Source organism: Planctomycetota bacterium, from assembly GCA_033763975.1.
GTDB lineage: Bacteria > Planctomycetota > Phycisphaerae > Phycisphaerales > UBA1924 > RI-211.
The window spans coordinates 96944-119509 of sequence record JANRJM010000017.1; the positions used below are offsets into that span (position 1 = coordinate 96944).

At 72.2% G+C, this 22566-nt stretch carries 11 protein-coding genes; all 11 read right to left on the reverse strand.

Annotation, left to right across the window (positions count from 1 at the left end):
• Window positions 1-12: 12 nt before the first annotated feature.
• The 11 genes from SFY69_11040 to SFY69_11090 all read right to left on the reverse strand — a co-directional run bounded on the left by SFY69_11040 (window position 13) and on the right by SFY69_11090 (window position 22479).
• Complete coding sequence (locus tag SFY69_11040; protein ID MDX2132574.1) at window positions 13-543, reverse strand: hypothetical protein; 531 nt, start codon at window positions 541-543, stop codon at window positions 13-15.
• Window positions 540-13784 (reverse strand): secretin N-terminal domain-containing protein, encoded by a 13245-nt coding sequence (locus SFY69_11045; protein MDX2132575.1) that lies wholly within the window; start codon window positions 13782-13784, stop codon window positions 540-542. The genes SFY69_11040 and SFY69_11045 overlap by 4 nt, the downstream gene beginning before the upstream one ends.
• Before the next feature lie 94 nt (window positions 13785-13878).
• Window positions 13879-14880: a hypothetical protein gene (locus SFY69_11050; GenBank protein ID MDX2132576.1), complete on the reverse strand. Its 1002-nt coding sequence runs from the start codon at window positions 14878-14880 to the stop codon at window positions 13879-13881.
• Entirely contained in the window at window positions 14877-16412 is a 1536-nt protein-coding gene (locus SFY69_11055) for a hypothetical protein (protein MDX2132577.1), read from the reverse strand. Before SFY69_11055 ends, SFY69_11050 begins: the two co-directional genes overlap by 4 nt.
• A complete protein-coding gene (locus SFY69_11060) occupies window positions 16409-17995 on the reverse strand; it encodes a helix-hairpin-helix domain-containing protein (protein MDX2132578.1) in 1587 nt (528 codons plus the stop codon). The genes SFY69_11055 and SFY69_11060 overlap by 4 nt, the downstream gene beginning before the upstream one ends.
• Window positions 17992-18714: a prepilin-type N-terminal cleavage/methylation domain-containing protein gene (locus tag SFY69_11065; GenBank protein ID MDX2132579.1), complete on the reverse strand. Its 723-nt coding sequence runs from the start codon at window positions 18712-18714 to the stop codon at window positions 17992-17994. Before SFY69_11065 ends, SFY69_11060 begins: the two co-directional genes overlap by 4 nt.
• Window positions 18711-19160, reverse strand: a complete 450-nt coding sequence (locus SFY69_11070; protein MDX2132580.1) for a hypothetical protein — start codon at window positions 19158-19160, stop codon at window positions 18711-18713. Before SFY69_11070 ends, SFY69_11065 begins: the two co-directional genes overlap by 4 nt.
• Window positions 19138-19893 (reverse strand): hypothetical protein, encoded by a 756-nt coding sequence (locus SFY69_11075; GenBank protein MDX2132581.1) that lies wholly within the window; start codon window positions 19891-19893, stop codon window positions 19138-19140. Before SFY69_11075 ends, SFY69_11070 begins: the two co-directional genes overlap by 23 nt.
• A 42-nt stretch (window positions 19894-19935) precedes the next feature.
• Window positions 19936-20442, reverse strand: a complete 507-nt coding sequence (gene gspG / locus SFY69_11080; GenBank protein ID MDX2132582.1) for a type II secretion system major pseudopilin GspG — start codon at window positions 20440-20442, stop codon at window positions 19936-19938.
• 103 nt (window positions 20443-20545) lie between these two features.
• Window positions 20546-21742, reverse strand: coding sequence for a type II secretion system F family protein (locus SFY69_11085; GenBank protein ID MDX2132583.1), 1197 nt, complete (start codon window positions 21740-21742; stop codon window positions 20546-20548).
• Between the two features lie 29 nt (window positions 21743-21771).
• Entirely contained in the window at window positions 21772-22479 is a 708-nt protein-coding gene (locus SFY69_11090) for a glutathione peroxidase (GenBank protein ID MDX2132584.1), read from the reverse strand.
• Window positions 22480-22566 lie beyond the last annotated feature (87 nt).

Sequence of the window (22566 nt, forward strand, 5' to 3'; positions counted from 1 at the left end):
GGACCGCGTGGATTATGGGCGGCCGGAACGCCCGATCCGCACGGAGTTCGAGACGGACGAGAGCGGACGCCCGTCGGCGAGACGGATCTCGGCCACGAGTTCGCCCTTGAGATCGTCGATGACGTCCGTCCCGCCGTTATCGAGCAGGGAGAGAACGAAGACGAATCCCGGGCCGACCGGCCCGCGTCGCACGAGGCGCGCGGTCTCGTCCTCGGTGTACTTCCATTCCCGGATCACGCGCCCGTCGCGCGTGGTGAGGCGCAGCGAGAGCGTGCCGGGGACCATGATCGAGGCATCGCTGTACGCGTCCGAGAAGAGGTAGATGGTGACGCGGCTGGAATCGAGGTAGCCGTTGCCGTTGGTGTCCTCGAAGAAACTGAAGTACGGCAGCACCTGGGTGGGCTGGATGTCCGCGGGCGGGGGACGCGCGGGGCCCTTCTTCGGGGCCGACTGGCACCCGACGAGGATCATCGCCAACATCGCCAGCACGAGCGACGGGCGCGCGGCGCGGGGCGCGGGGGCGGGCGAGACGTTGATGGTCATCGCGGCGTCCCCGCGGGGGGCGTGGCGCGAGAGCCGCCGGGGATGAGGACCGACCGCGGCGGGGGCTCGACGGGCGTGCGCAGCGGCTCGTAGCCACCACCGGGCGCGGGCGGATCGCCCGGCGCGGGGTCCGGCGGCTGTTCGGGCGAGCCCTCGCCCGCGTCGGGCTCGGGCGGGCGACGGGGCGCGACGTACCCGTGCTTCTCACGCTGCTGCTTCACTTCCTGGCGGATGCGCTCCAGGAACTCCTCGACGCGCGTGGGGTCGTTGAGCTGCTGCACGGTCTGCTCGGTCACGTCGCGCACGAGTTCGTCGGTGTTGGCGGTGTCGCTCGGGATGACGCGCGGCGTGAGGATCACGAGCAGTTCGGTCTTGGTCTGCGTGTTCTGCTTCGTGCGGAAGGGGATGCCGAAGAACGGGATGTCGCCGATGAGCGGCACCTTGGAGCGGCGCTGCTCGTCGGCGGTCTGGATGAGCCCGCCGATGACGACGGACTGGCCGTCCTTCACGGTGACGACGGTATCGACGGTGCGCTTGGTGATGATGGGGGCGGTCTGGTCGCGGTTGATCTGGGTGGTGCGCTGGGTGAGCGAGGAGATCTCGGGGGCGATCTCCATGCGGACGAAGCCGTCGGCGGAGATGGAGGGCGTGACCTTGAGGGTGATGCCGACGTCCTTGCGTTCGACGGTGGAGACGATGGTGTCGGAGCCGAATCCTCGCTGGGTCTGGCCGGCGAGGCCGATGTCCTCGACGACCTTGATGGTGGCTTCCTTGTTGTTGTTCGCGAGGACCTGGGGGTTCGAGAGGATCTCGAGCTTGCCCTGCAGTTCGAGCGCACGGATGAGGATGCCGAAGTCGGCGCTGGTGACGGAGAGGTTGGGCACGCCGATGGCCGTGGCGACGCCGACGCCCTGCGCGGTCGAGCCCACGCGGTAGCCCTCGCCCCCGAAGGGCCCGACGGTGACGTCCATGCCCCACTGCTCGCTGGAATCGACCGAGACCTCGGCGAGGAGCACCTGGATCATGACCTGCGGCGGGGTCTGGTCGAGCTCTTCGACGATCTTGAGGACCGACTCCATGTAGCGGGGCGAGGTGGAGATGACCAGCTTGTTGCTGGACTCGTCGCCCACGACGGTGACTTCCTCCTCGAGGCGCCGCATGAGCGACCCGCTGCGCTCGGCCCCGAGCACGAGGCGCTCCTTGTCGGACTCGCCCTGGAAGTAGGACCGCAGCGTGAGCTCGATCTCCTTGGCCTTCGCGTTGCGGAGCTGGTAGACGCGGCGCTCGCGGTCGTTCGCGCTGATGGAGTCGAGCTCGACGACGACCTTGCGCACGAGGTCGAGGTACTCGGGCGTGCCGGAGACGATGAGCGAGTTCGTCCGCTGGTCGACCGCGATGGACAGGGCCATGCGCTCGTCGGGCACGGGCGTGACGCCGGACCCCGAGAGCCCCTCGCCCGCCAGCGCGGACGGGTCGTCCCCGAAGTTCGACGGCACGAGCACGAGCGCGTCGCCCTGCTGGCGCATCTGGAAGATGTCGCGGAGCAGGTCGCGCATGCGGACGGCGTCGGCGTTCAGCAGGCGGAACTGCTCGATCTTCCGAGCGCCCGCGCTGGACTGCTCGATGTCCTCGATCATCTCGGAGATGAGCTGCGTCATCGGCTCGGGTGCGGTGATCCACACCGAGTTCGTCCGCGCATCGGCGTTGAGCGTCACGAGGTCCTTGATCGCGCCGTCGATGTCGGCCTCGCTGGGCGGGGTGGCGCGCTGCCCGAGCAGGTCGGATCGCATGCGGTCTCGCAGGAACTGCAGACGCGTCGCCTGCCGGCGCGATTCCGGGCTGGTCCCGCCGCTCACCGGGCGCCCGGCCAGCACGCTCTGCAGCAGGCGGACGACCTCGCCGGCGTTCGCGCTCTTGAGCTCGATCCACTTGATCTGCTGGCGCTGCGCCACCTCGACCGAGTCGATCTTCTTCGCGAGCGCCCGCAGCTCGACGATGTCCTGCTCCGACCCGCTCACGATGAGCGCGTTCAGCCGCTCGTTGGGCACCACGCGCACGGTGCCCTGGCCCCGGCGCTCGTTCTCCTTCTCGACGTAGAGCTGCGTGAGCGACTGGGCGGCCTCGGCCGCGCGGGCGCGCGAGAGCTGCACGACGTCCACGCGCTCGCCCTGCGCCAGGCGGTCGCTGCCGGCGGTCACGGCGGCGAGCAGTTCCTTCACGACGACGAGGTTCTCGTCGCTGCACGACACGATGAGCAGGTTGTTCACCGTGTCGGGCTCGATGCTGAACGCGTCGAGCGGGTTGCGGATGCCGCCGGACTGCGCCGCCGCCTGGATGCGCTCGCGCATGAGGCGTTCGATGCGCGGGGCGAGCTGGCGGACGTCGCCGCTGGAGACCGGGAGCACGTGCAGGCCGACGGAGAAGTTGGTCTGTTCGCCGTCGAGGTTCTTGAGCAGGCCCTCGACGATGGAGAAGCCGCGCTCGCTGGTGGAGACGACGAGCGCGTTGGTCCGCACGTCGGTCGTCACGATCAGCCGGTCTTCGGGGCGCTCCTGCGCCAGGTCGGCGCGCTGGCGGAAGACATCGCGGAGCACGCCCGCGACGCGATCGGCGGCGGCGTAGCGGAGCGGGAAGAACCGCACGCTGTTGGCGGCGGACGCGCCCGCGACGTCGAGCTGCGCGACCATCGCGCGGATGACCTGGATGTTCGCGGGCGTGCCCACGACGATGAGCGCGTTCATCGCGGGCTCGGGCGTGACGGTGAGCCCGGTGACGGGCGCGAAGAGGTCGGCCGCCACGGGTGCCGCGCCGGCGGGCGCGCCATCCTGCGCCACGCGGAGGCGCCCGAACTGGCGCTGCAGCCCGGCGGCCTCGGGCGAGGTGTTGACGCCCCGCACCAGCACGTCGTTGAGCGTCTGCGCCAGGCGGGGCGCGTCGGCGTGCTTGAGCGCGATCACCACCGGCTCCACCCACTTGCTCACGCGGTCGGAGTCGAGATCCTTGACGAGCACCTCGACGAGCGCCACGGCCTCCTCGCGCCCCGCGACGATCATCGTGTTCGTGCGCTCGTCGACGGAGATCGCGATTTCCCCGGCGAGGGCCTGGCCCGTCGCGGTCGGGGGCACGCCGGCGCGCTGCGTGCCCGGGAGGCGACGCAGCGCCTCGCCCTGCGCAAAGAGCTGCTCGATCACGGTCTTGAGGCGCGTGGCGCCGGCATTCTCGAGCGGGAAGATCCGCATCACCACCGCGTCGCCCCCGGCCAGCGTGTCCAGCGCCTTCACCACTTCGCGCAGGGCGTCGATGTTGCCCTGCGTCGAGGCGATGATGAGCGAGTTGGACGTGGCGTCGGCCAGGACGCGCACGGGCTTGGTGAGGTCCACCGCGTGCTGGGGCTGATCGACCCCCGCCTTCACCATCTGCAGGCGCCGGACCTGCTCGGCAAGCGCGCGGGCCGGGCCCGTGACGCCGGACGCGGGGTCTTCGACCTTCAGCATCGCGTTGAGCGTCGCCGCGAGGGTCTGCGCGGACGCGACCTTCACCGGGACGACCATCACGAGTTGCTGCGGATCGAGCGGGGCGCCGTCGATCGCGCGGACGACGGCCTCGACCGCGCGCCCGTCGCCCGGTGCGCCGACGACGGCGATCGCGCGCCGCGACGACAGCACGGTGATGGTGACCGCCTCGGAGACGACGCCGGGCCGGTCGGCGGGCTGCTGGGCCGTCACGCCCATCTCGACCAGCACGCGCCGGATGTCGGCGGGGTCGTTGTTCGCGACATCGATGATCGTGACGGTCTGGCCCAGGCCGGGCACGGCGGTCTCGCCGGGCTCAGCGCCGCCGACGGGGCGGTCGAGTTCCTCGACGATCGCGCGGACCTGTTCGAGCAGACGCGGGCTGCACGCGACGACGAGGGCGTTGCCGGAGCGATCGACCTCGACGGCGATGGTCTCGCCCTGCGACCGGGCCGTTTCGGTAAAGGTCGCGAGGATGGTCTGGCGGAGGCGTCCGGCGGCGATGTGCTTGAGCCGCAGCACGTGCGGGGCGACGCGTCCGGCCTCGCCCTGCTGCTCGAGCGTCGAGGCGAGGACCTTGATCTGCGCGAACTTCTCGTCGTCGGCGCGGACGATGAGCGCGCCGGTGGAGTCGTCGCCGATGATCACCACGGCGCGCGGGCCGCCGGCACGCTCCGTGCCCGGGCGGTTCAGGTACATGTCGCGGATCGTGGCGGCGACGGCGGAGGGCTTGCCGGTCTTGAGCGGGATGATCCGCGGGGTCGGCATGTCGGCGAAGCCGGTGACGTCGAGCTGGCGGACGATCTCTCGGATGCGCTCGAGCTCGCGCCCGCCGGCGAAGACGATCAGCGAGTTGGTCTGCACCTCGGCCGAGACGGTGGGCACGCCCTCGGCGTCGACCAGCACGGTGGGCTCCTGGCGCTGGTCGCCCGGGCGCTGCCCCTGGCCGGCGCGGGCGCGTGCGTCGCGCACCTGCGCCTGGCGGAGCTGCTCCTCGAGCGGGGCGCGCAGGCCTTCGTTGAGCGCCCGCGCGACGCTCGTCGCGTCGGCGTGCACGAGCGGGATGACCGCCAGTTGGCGCGTCGTGTCGTATTCCTCGGTGTCGAGCTTGGCGAGCAGCGCGCGGATGCCCTCCCACTGCGTCGCGTCCGCCCGGATGACCAGCGAGTTCGAGAGCGCGTCGGGGAGGATCGTGACGTTCCGGGCCGCGGGAGAGGCGGCCTCCGTTGCGAAGCGCCCGTAGAACACGCGGAGCGCGCCGGCGGCCTGGGTGGCGTTCGCGAACTTGAGCTTCACGAACTCGGTCGTGCGTTCCTCGGCCGGCGCCTGGTCGAGCTCGCGGACGATCGTCTCGATCTCCTCGATCTGGTCGGCGGGGGCGTAGACCGTGAGCGTGTTGTCGGCCCGGGCGTAGTCGATGCTCGGGGAGGGCTCGTTGGGGCTCTTGGGGCGGGCCCGCAGGAGCTGGTCGACGGTGTACGAGACCTCGCTCGCGTCGGCCGCCACGAGCTTGAACCGCCGGAAGACGAGCCCCGAGCGCACCGGCTCGGTGTCGATCTTCTTGATCTGGTCGAGCACGATCGCGATGGCCTCTTTCGAGCCCGTGAGCATGAGCGAGTTGCTCCGCACCACGGGCGTGACGGTCACCTTCACGTTCGCGGGCAACGCCGTGCGCAGCGCCTGCGCCACGTCCTGCGCCCGGGCGCTGGTCAGGGCCACGGTCTCGATGTTGGTCTCTTCGGCCTTGGGGGCGGCGTCCAACTGCTGGAGCAGCGCGACGACCTCCGGGTAGACGCCCGCCGGGGCCGAGATGATCACGGCGTTGGTCGACGGCTGGGGCGTGATGACGACGCGCTCGTCCTCGCGCGTGCCGCGTGCGAACATCGCGCGCAGGGAGTTCGCGACGTCCGCCGCGGTGCCGTTGCGCAGCACGATCACGTCGACGCGGCGGTCCTTGCCCCCGTCGGGCTGGTCGATCTGCGCGACCAGGTCCTTGAGCACGGCGAGGTTGTCGGGCTCGCCCGAGGCGATGATGACGTTGCCGTCGGCCGAGCCCACGACGCTCACGCCCGGCTGGTCCATGCCCTGCGCGCGGGCGCGGTCGGCGAAGAACTGACGCAGGCTGTTCGCCGCCCGGTCCGCGCGGGCGTGCTCGAGCGTGATGCTCTCGACCGCGAGGTTGCCCCCCTCCGGGCCGGCGTCGAGGGCGGTGACGTACGCCTCGGCCTGCTTCACGCGTTCGGCCTTGCCGACGAGGATGAGCGAACGCTGCGTGCGGTCGATCTCAACAGTGATGGCCTCGGGGTCCGGGCCCTGCCACGAGCGCCAGCCGGGCGTGGCGAAGGCGCGCTGCAGCACGGTGCGCAGGGCCGTGAGGTCCGCGCCGCGGACCTTCACGCTGCGGACGGTGACGGCGGCGCGCTCGGCGTCGGGCAGGTCGAGCGTCGCGATGACCTTCTCGGCCAGGGCGATGGTCTCGCCCCGCCCGACGATGACCACGCTGTTGGTGCGCTCGTTGGTCTCGATGTGCACCTGCACGCGTTCGTCGCCCTCACGCGGGCCCCACATCGTCTCCCAGCGCATCTCGTCGACGATCGTCTTGATCGTGTTCGAGACCTCGCTCACGCGCGCGTGCTTGAGCGTGACGACCTTGAAGACGAGGTCCTGCGACGGCGCGGGCGTGTCGAACGTCCTGACGAGTTCCTTGACCTGCTCGAACTCCTCGTCGGGGGCCGAGACCATGATCGTGCCGGTGCGCGTGTCGCCCACGACGGCCACGCGGTTCACGCCCCGGGCCCCTGCGCGCCCGGACGCACGCTCGCGGAAGAACTGCTGCAGCGCCCGGGCCACCTCGGCGGCGTTGGCCCGCTCGAGCTTGATCGAGCGCAGCGGGAGCCCGCCGGTCTCGGCCTGGTCCACCTGCGCGATGATCGCGCGGACCTCGGCCAGGTCATCCTTGGACGCGCGCACGACCAGCACGCTCGAGCCGTCGTCGCCGGCGATCTGCACGCGCTCCTTGCGGCCCGGGTCGCGCCCGCCGATGACCTCGTCGACGATGCGGCGCACGGTGCTGGGCGCCGCCTGGCGCAGGGTGATGATCGCGAGTTCCTGGTCCGGATCGGTCAGGGCCGCGTCGGCCTGCTTGAGGAGGGCCGTCGCCTCGCGGTGCTGCCCCTCGCTGGCGGTCACGAGCAGCGTGTTGGTGCGGGGCTCGGCGATGAACCGCGCCTGCGGGATCTCGCCCCCCGCGCCCTGGCGCTGCGCATCGAAAAGCGTCTGGAACGTGCGGGCGAGTTCCTCGGCCTTGGCGTGCGTGACGTCGTACCGCCGGATCGCCAGGCGTCCTTCTACGGGGCTCTGGTCGATGGTGGCGATGAGGCGGTCGATGACGGGAATCGCTTCGTCGGGAGCCGCGACGATGAGCCCCGCCCCGCCGGGGTCGCTGGCGAGGCGCACGAGCGCGGGGTCGAGCCGGCCCGAGACCACGCCGTCCTCGCCGGCGAGGGAGAGTTCGACCTCGCGCACGCGCCGGGCCTGCGCCCCGCGGGGCGCGTTCGAGAACAGGTCCTGCACCGACTGGATGGCCCGCTGGGCCGTGATGTTCGCGAGCGGGTAGACCTTGATCGTGACCTTCCCGCCGGCGGGCGTGGCGCTGAAGGTGGCGAGCAGCGTGCCGACGGTCTCGAAGTCGGTGTCGTTGCACAGCACGATGAGCGAGGACCCGGCCGGATCGACCGCGACGCTGACCGGGCCCGTGAAGCCGCCCGCGTTGCCGGGCGACATCCGCCCGATCTGCGAGACCGTCTGGCGCAGCGTCTGGGCGATCTGCTCGGCGTCGAGGCTCGCGGGCGTCGGCACGATGCGCACGCCCACGGGCTCGGCAGGCAACTGCGATTCCAGCGCGCGCGCCAACTGCAGCAGCCGGTCGGTCTGGCGGGGCGAGCCCACGACGATGATGCTGTTCGTGGACTTGTCGACCGCGATCGTCAGCCCGCTCTCCGCATCGAACGCGTCGGGCGGGGTCGGGGCGGTGTCGTCCGGCGCGGCAGGAGCAACCGGCGCGGGCGGCGGCTCGGAAGGCTGATCGTCCGGTGCCGCGTCCGGTTCGTCGGCCGGCTCATTCGGCAACTCGTCGCCCCGCGCATCGCCGGGCAGGAAGTCCTCGGCCGGGGTGGCGGGCGCTTCGAGTGCGCCCGGGTTGCCGATGATCGACGCCAGCACCGCGCCGACGGTGGCGCTCACTCCCCGCCGTCGAGACCCCCGATCGTCCATGGTGCGGGGCTTGGCGGGCGCCTCGCCCGCGGGGCGGGCGCGCTTCAGCAGGTCCTCGGTCGAGATCACCTCGACCTTCATGCCGCCCTGCTGCTCCATCAGGCGCTGCAGCGTGCGGGCCAGCAGTTCGGCGTCGACACGCGACGGATCGACGGCGATGGTGCGCATCTGCCGGCTCGACGCGACCGCCGCGGCGTCGAGCGTCGAAGCCAACTCCTCCACCGTCTTCATCTGCGCGTCGCTCGCGCGGACGACCAGCGCGTTGCTCGCGCTGTCCACGCGGATGACCGGCGGCAGGTCGCCCCCCGGCGCGTCCTTGAAGATCGCCTCCAGGCTCTGCGACAGTTCCCGCGCGTCGGCGTTGCGCAGCGTGATCACCCGCACCGCGCGCGACGGCTCGGCCCCCGCGCCGCTCACGTCCAGCTCGCGCACGACGTCCTCGGCCATGTCCACGACCGAACGCGGCCCGCTCACCACCAGCGCGTTCAGGCGCGGGTCGGCCACCACCCGCACCCGGGGCGGCTCGGGCGTCCCGCGCGACAGCACCTGCGCCCGCATCCAGTCGGGCATCCGGTCGAGCGCCGACTCGCGCGCCAGCACGCCCTCCAGCACGGGCGCCAGCACCTCGGCCCGCGCGAACTTCAGCGGAATCGACCGCACGCCCAGCCCCTCGCGGTCGACGCTCGCGTCGAGCTGCTCCACCAGCTTCGCCGCGTGGTCCAACTGCTCGCTCGTGCCGACGACCACCACCGTGTTGCTCGCCGGCTCGGCCGAAACCGTCGCGGGCGATGCGCCCGGCTTGTCCTGCGCCTTGAGGGCCGTGGTGAGCGCCCCGGCGACGCCCGACGCGTCTCCCTTCTGCAGGCGGAAGACGCGTACCTCGGTCGCGCTCGCGACAGACTGCTGATCCAGCGCCTTGATGATGCCGTCGGCGACCGCAAGCACCGGCGCCGGGGCCGACACGATGATCGTGTTCGACGACGCGTCCGACGCGACCTCCACCAGGCGCTCGCCCTCGGGCACCGCCTTGCCCTCCAGCGCCCGCATCTCGCGCGCCCGCGTCGTCAGCACGCGCTCGACGATCGTCGCGATGCGATCGGCCCGCGCGGCCGTCAGCGCGTACAGCTTCATGTCGGTCGGGGGCAGGTCCGCGCCGACGTCGACCTTCGCCAGCACCTCTTCGACCGCCTTGAACACCGGCGCGGGCCCGCTCACGATCAGCGTGCGCGTCGGCGCGTCGGTCGAGATCGTCACCGGGCCGATGCTGCCCGCGTTGCCCAGCGCACCCTCGGACGCGAGCGCCCGCAGCGTGCTCGACAACGCCGCCAGGTCGGCCCGCTGCACGCGGTAGGTCCGCACCGTGACCGAGTCTGAGAGCTTGGCCTGGTCGAGGCTCTTCACCAACTGCTCGAAGCCCGAGAGGCGCTTCGACGGCGCGTCGACGATCAGCGAGTTGGTCGCCCGGTCGGCACGCACCACCACCTCACGCGGCGGTCGCAGGTCCGGGCGGGGCTGGCGCGTCCGCGGGTCCAGCGGGATCGGCGGGTCGGGGTACATCTGGTCGATGGTCTGGGCGAGTTCCTCGGCGCGCGCCACCTTCAGCGGGAAGATGCGGATCTCGCGCCCCTCGGCGTCGGCCGCCTGCGTCTCGTTGAGCTGCGTCGCGATCGCCTCGATCTCGGGCAGCACGTCCTCGTGGGCCGACACGATCAGCGTGTTGGTCGCCGGGTCGGCCTCGATCGTCACCGGGCGGCGCCCGCGATCGTCGGGCGTGCGTCCGTCGTACGAGCGCTGCAGGACCGACGCGAGGTTGGCCGCGTCGGTCGAGCGCAGGCGGATGATCCGCATGGGCGGGCGTTCGCCGCCCGCCTTGGAATCGAGGCTGCGGGCGAGCGACTCGATCACCAGCATCTGCGACGGCTGGGCCGCGACCATGATCTGGTTGGTTGACTCGATGACCTCGAAGACCGGCGAGGCGCCGCCCCGCATGGTGAACGACTCGCTGGACTCGACCAGATCGCGCAGGAAGCCCACGACGTCGGGCGCCTTGGCCACCTTCAGGTCGATCAGGCGCACCTCGCGCGCCGGGCCCGCCTGGCGGTTCAGCTCGTCCATCACGCGCGCGAATCGCTGCATGCTCTCGGCGTCGGCGACGACCATGAGCGAGTTGCTGGTCTCGTCGACCGTCACCTCGATGGGCGTCGCCCCGGGCACCTGCGCCACCTGCGCGTCGTAGATCTTGACCGCGCGCTCTCGCACGCCGCCGGCCTTCTCTGCCACCACCGGGAAGATCCGCAGCGACTTCTCGATCGGCACCAGCGACAGGTCCTTCAGCAGCTTCTCGACCGTCTCGAACGTCTTCGCGTCGCCGGCGACGATCAGCGTGCCGCTCTTGGGCTCGGGCTCGATGAGCACCTGCACGGGCGGCTTGCCGGGCTGGGCGATCTCGGTCAGCACGCCCCGCGACGCCATGCTCTGCAGCGTCCGCGAGACCGCCTCCAGGCTCTGCGTCGGAACGCGGAACGTCCGCAGCACCGCCTGCGGCGGCAGTTCCACGCGGTCCAGCTTCTCGGCGAGTTCCTTCAGCGATTCCATCCGCTCGGGCGAGGCGTCCAAGATCAGCGCGTTGCTGTTGGGCTCGGCCGAGACGAACACGTCCTTGGGCTTGCGCAGCCAGGGCTGCGGGCGCCCCAGCCGGTCGACCGGCATCGGGGGCTCGGGGAAGAGCCGGTCCATCGCCGTCGCGACGTCGGTCGCCTTCGCCACCTTCAGCGGGAAGAGCTCCGTCACGCGCTCGGGCTGGTCGCGCTTCTCCTTGTTGATCTCCTCGACGAACGCTCTGATCTCCGCGAACAGGTCCTCGTGCGCCGACACGATCAGCGTGTTCGTCGTCGCGTCGGCGCGCACCTCGACGGGCTTGGCGAGGCGCTCGGCCTGCGGACGCTTGCCGTACTGCTCGGTCAGCATCCCGGCGATCGCCGGCGCGTCGGCCGTGCGCAGCTGCAGCAGCTTGAGCGCGGGCAGCACCTGCTCGTCCGGGCGGTCGAGGCGCGCGATGAAATCGCCGACGAGGCCGTGCTGCGCGTCCTCCGCCGTCACGAGCAGCGAGTTCGTCCGCTCCACGACCTGGATCGTCGGCTCGGGCACCGCGCGCGCGGGGTCGATCGGGTCGGCGCTCTTCACCATCTCCCGCACCGACTCGACGATCGTCTTCGCGTCGGTGTTCCGCACGTCGATGACCCGCGTCGTCCGCGCGGGCGGCACGAGCTGCTGCGCCTGCGCCAGCGACTCGGCGTATACGCGCACGTCCGCCGGGCGCCCGCTCAGCACCACGTTGCCCGTGCGCGTGTCGAACTCCACGCCCACCGCCGGCGCGCCCGCCTCGCCCGACCCGGGCACGCGCGTCTCGTACAGCTTCTTTGCGCGCGCCAGCAGCGCCTGGGGCTCGGCCCCGCTGAGCCGGATCACCCGCACGTCCTGCCCGCCGGCCTCGGCCGCGTCGAGCTGGCGGATCAGCGCGTCGAGCACCTGGAACTGCGAGGGCTGCGCGCGGACCACGAGCATGCCCAGTTCGTCCGCCGCGTCGAACGCCGGCTCGGCGTAGGCCCCGCCGTCGGAGGGCGCGAGCATCGCCCGCGCGAGGCGTGAGGCCTTCCCCGCGACGCTGCTCGGTGTCGCCCGCTGCAGCGTGTACCGCCGCGACTCGGTGGTGGAACCCGTCGTCGCCTGGAGCTGCGAGAGGATCGCGTCGAACTCGCCCAGCGCGGTGCGCGAGCCCACGAGCGTGACGGTGCGTGACGAGGCGTCGAGCGATGCCGTCACCGGCTCGCGCTCCGCCCGCCCGCTCTCCTTGTACAGCGTCTGCGCGCGCTCGAGCATCGCGCCCGGCTCGCCGCGCGAGATGGTCACCAGCCGCACGTCGCGGGGCGTCGTGCCCGGCACGTCGATCGCGCGGAGCAGGTCTTCCACGCCCCGCACGTCCGGCTCCGGACCCATCACGATCAGCGACGTGCCGTCGGGCCCGGGCGCCACCTTCACCGTCTGCTGCACGCGGGGCGTGCCAAGGCGCGTCAGCAGCCCCTCGGCCACGGCGGGCGTCACGTTCGTCAGGCGCACGATGGACGCGAGCCGCTCCGCGTTGCCCCCGCCCCCGGCCGCGGCCCCGGGGTCCAGTTCGCTCAGCAGCATCGACGCCTGCGCGACGAACCCCTTCGACCCTACGAGCGTGATCTTCCCCGCGCTCGCCAGCGGGAGCACCGCCGGGCGGCGCTTGGGGTCCAGCGATGCGAACAGCGCGTTCACGTGGCGGGCGGCCTCGTCGGGCGTCACCGTCACCAGCGAGAACGTCCGCAGCTCGACGCCCGAGTCCGGGTCGCCGGCGGACGCGATGCCCGTGCCCTCCGGCACGTCCAGCAGCTTGATGACCTCTTCGACCAGCTTGATCTTCGCCTCGGGCCCCACCGCCACGATCGAGTTCGTCCGCGGGTCGGACGCGAGGTTCAGCCCCTGCATGGACTGGTCCTGCACCACGCGCTGCCCGCCGTCCTTGTCGACGATCACCGTGCTGCGCTTCTCGGAGATCAACCCCCTGAGCGCGTTGAGCACCGCGTCGCACGACGCGTGCTTGAGCGGGAAGAGGCGGAACGCCGCGTCGGCCGGGCGGCGCGCGTCGATGGACTCCACGACCTCGCGGATGCGCCGCACCTGCCCGACGCTCTCGACCACGATCAGCAGGTTCTGCGCCGGGATCGCGACCACGCCCCCGAAGGGCCCGATCATCGCCTTCACCTGCTCGGCGACCTGGTCGGCCTTCGCGTTCTCCAGGGGGATGCTGACGGTCACGATCTGGTCGGGCGTCATCGCCGCCAGACCGTTCTCGTCGACCGGGCGCGAGCCGGCGCGCTTCATCGAATCGGCGAGCGTCGCGAGGTACAGGAAGTTGCCCTCGTGGCGCAGGTGCACGCTGAACCGCGCGAGGTTCAGGTTCAGGATCGAGAGCGCTTCGCCGAAGGTGTACGACGACCCGCTGACGAACGTGACCGAGCCCTGCGGGATGGCGGCCTCGTAGATCACCGGCACGCCGCTCTCGCGCGCGAAGATGTCCAGCACCTGGTCGACCGGCGCGTCCTTGAAGTTGAACTTCACCCCGTCGCGCGGCCCGCCGGCGGCCTTCGGCGCCGGCTGCTCGACCGGCTTGTCGAGGGGCTTGTCGAGGGGCTTCTCGGCGGTCGCGTCCGCGGGCTGGGCCGCTCCGGGCTGCTCGGCTACGGGTGCGGCGGCGAGCGCGGCGGACGCTCCGTCGACCGGCGGCACCGGGTCCGGGCTCGCGGGAAGATCCGCCGGCGGCTGGGGTTCGGGCGCCGGCACGGCGTCCTGCGCGAACACGGAAATCGGCCACCCGGCGACACTCAGCATCGCGGCGGCGACGACCACCCGAGAAGCCTTTCCACGGGGCATCGGTACCTCCCTGTCTGCGCGTTCCCCGTACGGAACCCGGCAATGAACCACGCCAACGAGCGCGATCGCCCGCGACACCACCCGGCAGTCTACCTCACCCGAGCGGACGACGCGCGGCGAGTGTCTGTCCGTTGGTCACCTCGAACCGCTTCCCACCGATCTCGAACACGGCGCGCTCGCCCGACCCTTCGACGAACACCGCGTCAAGCACCGCACCGCCCACGCCCACGGTCATCTTCGCGCCGGTCTTTGTGTTCACGAGCAGCACGCTCGGCCCGAGCCGCCCCTCGAACACCCCGTGCAAGTGCCAGTCCTCGTACGGCGCGAACGCGATGACGGGCGGCGGTGGCGCCGGCGTCACGGGCGCGACCGCGATGATCTCCGGGGGCGCGTCGGGCGCCGCCGGCGCGGGCTTGCGGAAGACGTTCTTGCCCGCGACGAGCACCGCCGCGCTCGCGAGCGCCTCGGGCGTGGGCTCGATCGTCGGCTCGAACGCGCCCACGCCGCCGAGCCGCGCGATCGCCGGGGCGAGCATCGTCGAGACCTCGGCGCGCAGTTCCACGACGTCGCGCTGCTTGCCGCTGGCGCGCAGCGTCACGCCCTCGACGCGCGCGACCCACGCCTGCGACTGCAGCGCCGCGAGCGTCGCCATCGCCTTTTCGTACGGGCCGGTGCCCCGCACCGTGCCCCGGATGATCGCGAAGTCGGCGTCTTTGCGCAGATCGCGCTTCAGCGAGGTCGGCACGCCCTTGACGCCCAGCAGCGGGTTGCTCGCGTCCTGCGGGCGCGCCGTGTCCACCGTCACCCCGCGCAGCCCGTGCTGCTCGGCCAGGCGCGCGAGCCCGTCGCGGAACCGCGCGCTCACGTCGTCGGCCTCGACCCCCAGCAGCCCGGCGCCCATCGCCCGCGCACGCTCTCGCACCTGCGTCCCTGAGTCCAGCGTCCGCTCGAGCGACGAGATCGACGACTCGATCGACGCCAGGTCGCGCCGCAGGGCCGCCCGCGGCGACAGGTACACCGAGTCCACCGCCATCCACAGGACCGCCGCGACCACCAGCGGCACGCCGGCCTTCAGCACCACCGGGGGAATCTTCACGGCGCACCGTCCTTTCCGCCCGTCGCCGGCGCCGTCGCCGACCGCGTCCGCAGCACCAGCCGGAACCGCTCGGGCACGTCCGCCGTCGGCGTCTCGACCGTGTACCCGCCGCGGCTCAGCAGCGTCTCGCGCAGGTCGGCCCCGACCTGACGCCCGGAGATCGTCCCGTCCAGATCGATCGTCACGTCCACCCGCGACGACCACTTCCCCGACGGGAACGACTTCTTCTCCTCGAGCGCGTACACCCCGTCGCCCTTGGCGCGGGCGCTCAGGTCGTCCAGCACCGCCGGGCCGGGTTCGGGCATCGTCCCCGTCACGTGCGCGATGTGCGAAAGCCAGTCCGCCCGCGCGTCCTTCCACCGCTCGGCGTGCGCGACGCGGGCACTCTCGCGCGCCAGTTTCTCGGATTCACGGCGCAGCCCGGCCTCGCGCGTTCGCAGCACCCCCAGCGTCGACCGCATCGATCCCAGTTCGCGGTCGGCCCAGACGTACCCCGCGCCGCAGAGCACGATGAGCCCGAGCACGCCGCCCAGGGCCGCCTGTCGCAGTCGGGCGCGCGTGTCCGGGGCGCGCCGGGGGTTCGCGAAGTCGAGCGAGACGCGTCCCTGGACCGTCTCGAGCGCGAGCCCGAGCAACGCCGCGCAGTCCGATCGCATCGCTTCGGGCATCGCCGAGGGAACGCGGACCAGCACGCCCGGGCCCACGCTTTGGCCGGGCGAGTCGAGGGCCGCCCCGCACAACCGCGCGACGCGATGGCACAGTTCGCCCTCGCCCATGACGAAGACACCCTCGACCCCCGACGAGGCTCGCCCGGCGCGGAAGCTGCCGAGCGTGCGCCGCGCCTCGACGCTGATGCGCTCCGCGAAGGCTTCGAACCCGCCCTCGCCATCGGGACGCGCCAGGTCGATCGCCCGCGCCATCGCCACCCCGCCGCGTTCGACGAGCACGAGGTCGGTCGCGTGGGCGCCGACCGCCACGCCCAGGATCGTGCCGTCGCGCCGGTCCGACAGGTCGCCCAAGATCGCGCCCACGCCCAGGCAGCGCAGCGCGATCCGGCGTACACCCATCCCCGCCGCCCCGGCCATCTGGTCCCACCACGCACGCCGCTCGGCCGGCAGCGCACCGGCGAGCACCTCGACGCCCGTCCCGGCGCTGCGCAGCGGGACGAAGTCGATCGGCGTGTCCTCGGTCGTGACCGTCAACTGGCGCGACATCTGCAGGCGCACCATCCCGCCCAGGTCGCTCTCGCGTAGCGGGCCGTCCGCCGGCGCGGGGAACATCAGCGGCTTCAGAACGACGTCATTTCTCGGGATGACCAGCACGACGCGCCCGAGCGGCACCTCGGCCTTGCGCAGTTCGTCGCGCACCCACTGTCCGACCTCCTGCGCGCTGTCCGCCTTCACGTGCGCCGGGCGGTCGGCCGCGTGCCACACGCGTACATCCACCTGGTTCGTGCTCAGGCGGACGCCGACCGCCGTCAGGCGTCCGCCGTCCAGTTCGACCAGCGACATGTCGCGCGCGCCGCCCATCATCGAGAACCTCCCCGCCACCGTCCGATCCGCCGATCCTGCTTCGCGGGGGGCCCCGCCGGCTGCTCGGGCGCGCCCCCGTCCGCGACATCGACCGGACGATTCTCCGGCGCTTGATCTTTCTCCTCCCGCGCGCCCGGCGGGCGGTCGTCGGCCTTGGCCGGCTCGCGCCCGGGCGACGGCGGCTCGGGGGCGCGCTCGCTCGACGGCTCGGGGCGGCCCGCGCGCGCCGGGCGCGCCCGGCGGATCTGCGCCGGCACGTGCGTCACGTCGACGACGTCGGCCAATCGCGCCTCATCACCCGCGGCGTCGATCACCGCTTCCCATTCCGCCTGGCGCTCGACGCGCGCCGCGTCGCCCTCGCGCTCGCCCGCGCGTTCGATCGACGCCTCCACCCGCACGCGCCACACCATCGACCGGGACGTCACCCACGGGGCCGCCGCCGCAAACGCCTCGGGCGTCAGCACGCTCTGCGTCACCAGCCAGACGGGCGATCGCAGCGTCTCGGCGGTGAGCCCCTGTCGCACGGAGACGGCCCGATCTGCCGCGCTCTCGTCAAAGCCGGGGATGCACCCGAGCACTTTGCGCGGCGCGCGGCCGACGTCCACCGTTCCCAGGCGGAACTCGTTGTCGGTCGTCGTGACGACATCGAGCACCTCGGCCCAGGTCTCCGTCGCGACGCCGGCGGCGATCATCGCCGCGACAACATCGCTCTCGCTCGCGAGCTTGCCTCGCGACAGCACGAGCGCCAGGGCGTCGAGGCACGCCGACGACACCTGCCCCTTCAGCTCGTCGCGAACCTCGTCGCTCCACCCCGCCGACGCGTGCACCCGCTCGCGCCCGCGCTCGCCCCGCCCTTCACGTGAGATGCCCACCCACGTGTCGGGATCAAAGGCGAACGTCGTCACGAGGTGGCGCATCCCGCGCCCGTCTGGGTTCTGCGCCGAGTCGTCCGGGGCGCCGTCGCCGGTCGCCGCCGCGTCGTCGCGGGCCGAAGTGCGCCCGCCGCCGCTGTCGCGCCCGTCGCTCGACTCCTCGCCTTCTTCGCCCTCTGCGCCGGGCGAAACGCCCCAGAAGGCCCGCGCGTCGACGCCCGCGACTGCCCCGAGCGACGCGGGCGAGGCGAACCCCGCCGCGCCGCGTGCCGCGACAATCGCCCGCGCCAGGTCCTCGCCAACGCCGGGCAGTTTCGCGAGCATGGGGGCGTCGGCGCGGTTGAGATCGAGTCGCGCGTTCTCGCTCGCGGCGACATCACCGGGCGTGTCCGAAATCTCCAGCAGGCGAACGACGCCGCGGCGCCCGCCCTCTTCCCACAGCACCCACTCGCTGGTGAGCTGCGGCGACCCGCCGTCGAGGATCGCATCGCGCTGGGACTGCACCTCGGCGAGCGCGCCCCGCACGCCCGACCACGCGAGTGATCGCAGGCGCAGATCCTCGGCGCTCGCGACGCTGACGCTGCGTTCGGCGTCGGATCGCACGAGCATGGTCGTGCCCGCGAGCGCACCCATGGTGATCACCACGAGCGTGAGCATCAGCACGACGCCGCGTGACGTCGCACGCCCGGAACCGGCCGTACGGGCGATCATGGCGCGCCCTCCTCGTCCGGCGCGGCGTCGGCGCCGCCCGCGTCGGGGATCACGATGACGCGGATGCGATCCGGCAGGCCCCACGCGCTCTCGTCCTCGTCCTCGTCGGGCGGAGCCGCCTCGGGTTGTTCCGCGGGCGCACCGTCCGCGGTCGGGTCGGTCGTGTCCTCGCCCGGCGCGAGCGGGCGGTCGGACGAGCCATCCGCGGGGACCGGGGTCGGCGCGGGCCCGAGCCAGGCCCGGATCTCGACGCAGACCGGCAGCGTGCCGCGTGCCGCGCTGTCGAACTCGGCGAGCCACTCGCGCCCGTCGTAGTACCGCAGCCGAAGGCGCGAGATTCGGCCGATCTCCGCTGGCGCCTGCCCGGCCTCGGCGAGGAACGACCCCATGACCCGCCCGGTCGCGTCGTCGAACGAGACTTCGCTGCCGGTTCGGGCGGCGTCGCCCGCGCCGGCGGGCACGCGCCGCCGCACGATCCGCAGCGACGTGCGCGTGCCGCGCAGCCCGGCGCTGCCGTCGGCGTCTTGCACAAACGTCGAGACGAGGTCGCTCTCGATGCGATCGATCACCGCGTTCGCCGCGCCGTCGGAGCGACAGCGTTCGAGCAGACGCTCGCGGCGCGCGATGACGTCGTCGACGAACGCGTAGAGCGCCGCCGTCAGCCCGAGGATGAGCCCGAGCGACACCAGCACCTCGACGATCGTGAAACCCCTCCTCACGGCGTCCTCCCCGTGAGGCGCAGCGCCTCCACAAGCGTGAACGACGCCGTCTCCCGATCCGACCCCTCGGCCTCCAGACGGAACGCGCGCACGGTGACCTTGGTGAGCCCACCCACGCCCAGCGGCTCGGTCGAGACGTCCAGTTCCCACAGCGTCGGCGTGTCGTCGCCCGCGCCGCCGGCGTCCGTCAATCCCAGGTCCGTGGCCCGCACCGGGCCCGTCAACGTCTCGGGCGACGCCATCCCCGCCTCGATGCGGCTCATCGCGCTGCGGGCCACGTCGGCCGCCCGGAGCTGCGCGTGCGAACGCGCGACCGAGCCCGCGGCCAGGTCGATCATGCCGAAGATCGTGAGCCCCGCGCCGACGAACAGCGCGAGCGCCAGCAGGCACTCCAGCAAGATCGAGCCGCCCCGCGGGCGTCGCTCAGCGCGTGCCTCCCGGCGCATCCTCGTCCTCCTCCGTGGGTTCGTCGCCCGGCTCCTGCAACGCCGGGCCTTCCTTCGCCTTCTCGGCCGGGGTCTTGCGCGCCTTCTCGACGGGCGCCTTGGGCGCGTCGGCCGACGGCGCGTCGCGCGCCGGGCGCTCGGCGGGCGGCTCGTCAGCCGCCGGCTCGGGCGTCTCCTCGTCGTCCGTCAGGGCCGCTTCGTCGCCATCTCCGGCGGGCAGTTCGTCGTACTCGAGCGCGCCCGTCCACGCGTTGAGGCGCGGGCGGAGCACGTACGCGCCGGCCACGTCGAGCGCCCACGGCTCGACGAGCTCGCCCACGCCGTCGGGCCAGAACCGCACGAGCACGTACGCCCGCGCGGGCGCGTCGGGGTCCGTCGCCTCCTCGGACGCGTCCAGCGACGACTCGTCCGGCGCCGGGAGATCGAACTGCAGGATGTCGGGGACCTCGCCCAGGTCTTCGGCGGGGCGTGCACCGCCCTGGCCGTGCGCCCACACGACAAGGCGTCGCTCGTCGACCGAGAGTTCGGTCACGACGCCCCGCAGGCGGGCCTCCGCCCGCGCGACGAGCACGCCCGCCGCGAGCTGCTCGCGCACGTCGCGGATCGCGCTCTCACGCCCGGCCGAGACGAGCGTGGGGAGGATCAGCGCTCCCATCGCCAGGAGCAGGAGGATGACGATGATGACCTCGAGCAGCGTGAACGCGCGCCGGGGCGTGGCCCGACGCGGCGTCACCGCCCCGCACCTCCGGCACGACCCCCGCATGGGCGTCCTCCGTCAGCCGCCCGACGGGGGCGGCGTCGGCGATGACCCGCCCATGTCGTCCTCTTCGCCTTCCTTCTTCCACGACACGATGTCGTCGTCGGTGCCTTCGAGCTTGTCGCGCCCGTACGACCAGATGTCGTAGATGCTCTCCTCGGAGTGCTCGGACTGCTGGCGATAGCCCCACTGGTTGCCGTAGCGGTCGGTGGGCATCGGCTCTTCGAGGAGCTTGGTCCACTTCTTGACGACTTCCTCGTCGCTGGTGGCTTCCTTGTTCCAGAGCACCGCGAGCCCCTCGTCGTCGGTCGGGTAGCGGTTGTGCGTGAAGCGGAAGTCCTTGAGCGCCCGCTTCAGCGTGTTCATGTCGATCTCGACGAGCTTGTCGTCGGCTTCTTCCTTCTTGCCGAGCAGGTTGTACGCCACGAGCCCGCCCAGCGCGAGCACGATCAGGATCACGATCATGACCTCGATGAGCGTAAAGGCCCGCCGCATGCGGCGGAGAACACCACGTCCGTTCCTCATCTGGACCTCCCTGCGTGTGCACATCGGGCGCCGGCCGACCGGCCCCGCCGCTGCATGATACCCCGCCCGCACGCTCGCCCCGGACTCGGGAGGGCCCCTCGGTCTACACCGCCGAGCTCAACTGGCTCATCGGCAGCAGCAGCGCGAACGCGACGATCGCCACCACCCCCGCCAGCATGAGCAGCAGCAGGGGCTCGATCAGCCGCACCGCGACCATGAGCTGGCGGTCGAGGCGCGACTCGATCGTGTCGGCGACCTTCACCAGCACCTCGTCGAGGTTGTTCGCCGACTCGCCCACCGCGAGCATCTCGACCACCTGCTCCTCGAACATCCCGCTCCGCGCCAGCGGGGGCGAGAGCGCCTCGCCACGGCGCACCGCCTCCGCCGCCTCGTCCACCGCCTCGGCCAGCAGCCGATGCCCCACGCCGTCGCGTGCGATCTGCAGCGCGCTCAGCAGGGGCACGCTGTTGCTCAGCATCGTGCCCAGCAGCCCGCAGAAGCGCGCGGTCGCGAACCCGCGGACGATGTTGCCCACGACCGGGATGCGCAGCAGCGCCCGGCTGCCCCACCGCCGCGCGCGCGGGTTTCGGCTCAGTCGCCAGGCCCCGATCGCGAGCGCCACGAGCAGCGCGCCGGTCACCGGGGCGTACGCCGTCACGACGTCGCTCAGGAAGAAGACGAACTTGGTGACGCCCGGCAGGTCGTCGCCGAGCCGCGCGAACATGCCGCGGAACTTCGGCACGAACACGCCGAAGATCACGGCGCCGATGCCCACGCCCGTGACGCAGAGCACGCCCGGGTAGATGAGATTGCCGATGACCTTGCCGGTGAGGTCGGCCTGCTTGACGACCAGCCGCCCCAGGCGCGCGAGCACCTGCTCGAGGAAGCCGCCCCGCTCGCCCGCGCGGATCATCGCGACGTGCACCGTGGGGAAGACGCCCGTAGCCTGCTCCATGGCCGCCGCGAAGTCGGCGCCTTTCTCCACCGCCTCGGCCAGATCGCGGAAGACCTGCCCGACAGGGCCGCGCGACTTCTGCCCGCCGAGCAGCTTCAGCCCGCGCAGCAGGGGCACGCCCGCCCCCAGCAGGTCGGACAGTTGCTCGTACGCCTCGCCGAGGCGTCGCCCGCCCACACGACGCGCGCGCCCCGACCCGCCCGCCTCCGCGCGCGTGCGGATCTCCACGGGCGTCAACTGGCGAGACTCCAGCTCGGCGAGCACCGCCTGCTCGCTCGCGCCGGAGAGCACGCCGGTCACTCGCTGCCCGCCCGGGCTCAGGGCGACGTACTGAAAGAGCGGCACGCGGACACTCTACCCGTTCTCCGCCGGGTCTACTTGGCGTCGGACTGCTTCTCGCTCAACGCCGCCTCGATCGCCGCCTTCACCTGGTCGTTGTCCGGGCTGATCCGCGTGTCGAACTTCGCGATGACCTCGCCCTTGCGGTTCACGAGCCACTTCGTGAAGTTCCACGAGGGCTCCCCGCCGTTTGCGCCGGGCTGCATCGCGAGCTGGCGGAACAGCGGGTGCGCGTCCTTGCCCTTCACGTGCATCTTGGCGAACAGCGGGAAGGTCACCTTGTACTTGCTGTCCTCGGCGGTGCAGAACGCCTTGATGTCCCGGTTCTCGGCGAACTCCTGCTCCTTGAAGTCCCCCGACGGGAACGCCAGGACCACAAAGCCCTTGTCCTTGTGCGCCTGGTACATCGCCTCCAGCGTGCCGTACTGCCACGTATACCCGCACTTGCTCGCGGTGTTCACGATCATCACGACCTTACCCTTGTACTGCGACAGGTCGCGCTCGACCCCGTCGATGTCCGGGACCTTGTACCCCAGCACGTACGCCGACACGGGCACCGCCGGCGCGGCGTCGGGGGCAACGGGCGGCGTGGCCTCGGGGCGCGGGGGCGTCGCCGCGGGTGCCTGCGTGGGGGGCGCCTGCGTGGGGGGCGTCGCGGGTTTTTCGGGCTGCGCGGCCGCGCCCAGCATCGACACCCCGCCCGCGCCCGCCACGATCATCCAGAGCCAGTTCCGCGTTCGCATGTGCATCCTCCCGTGCGTCCGACCGTCGCTCCCGCCGCTTCGTCGCACGCCTCATTGTTCGCACGATTTCCCCGTTCCGATTCCCTA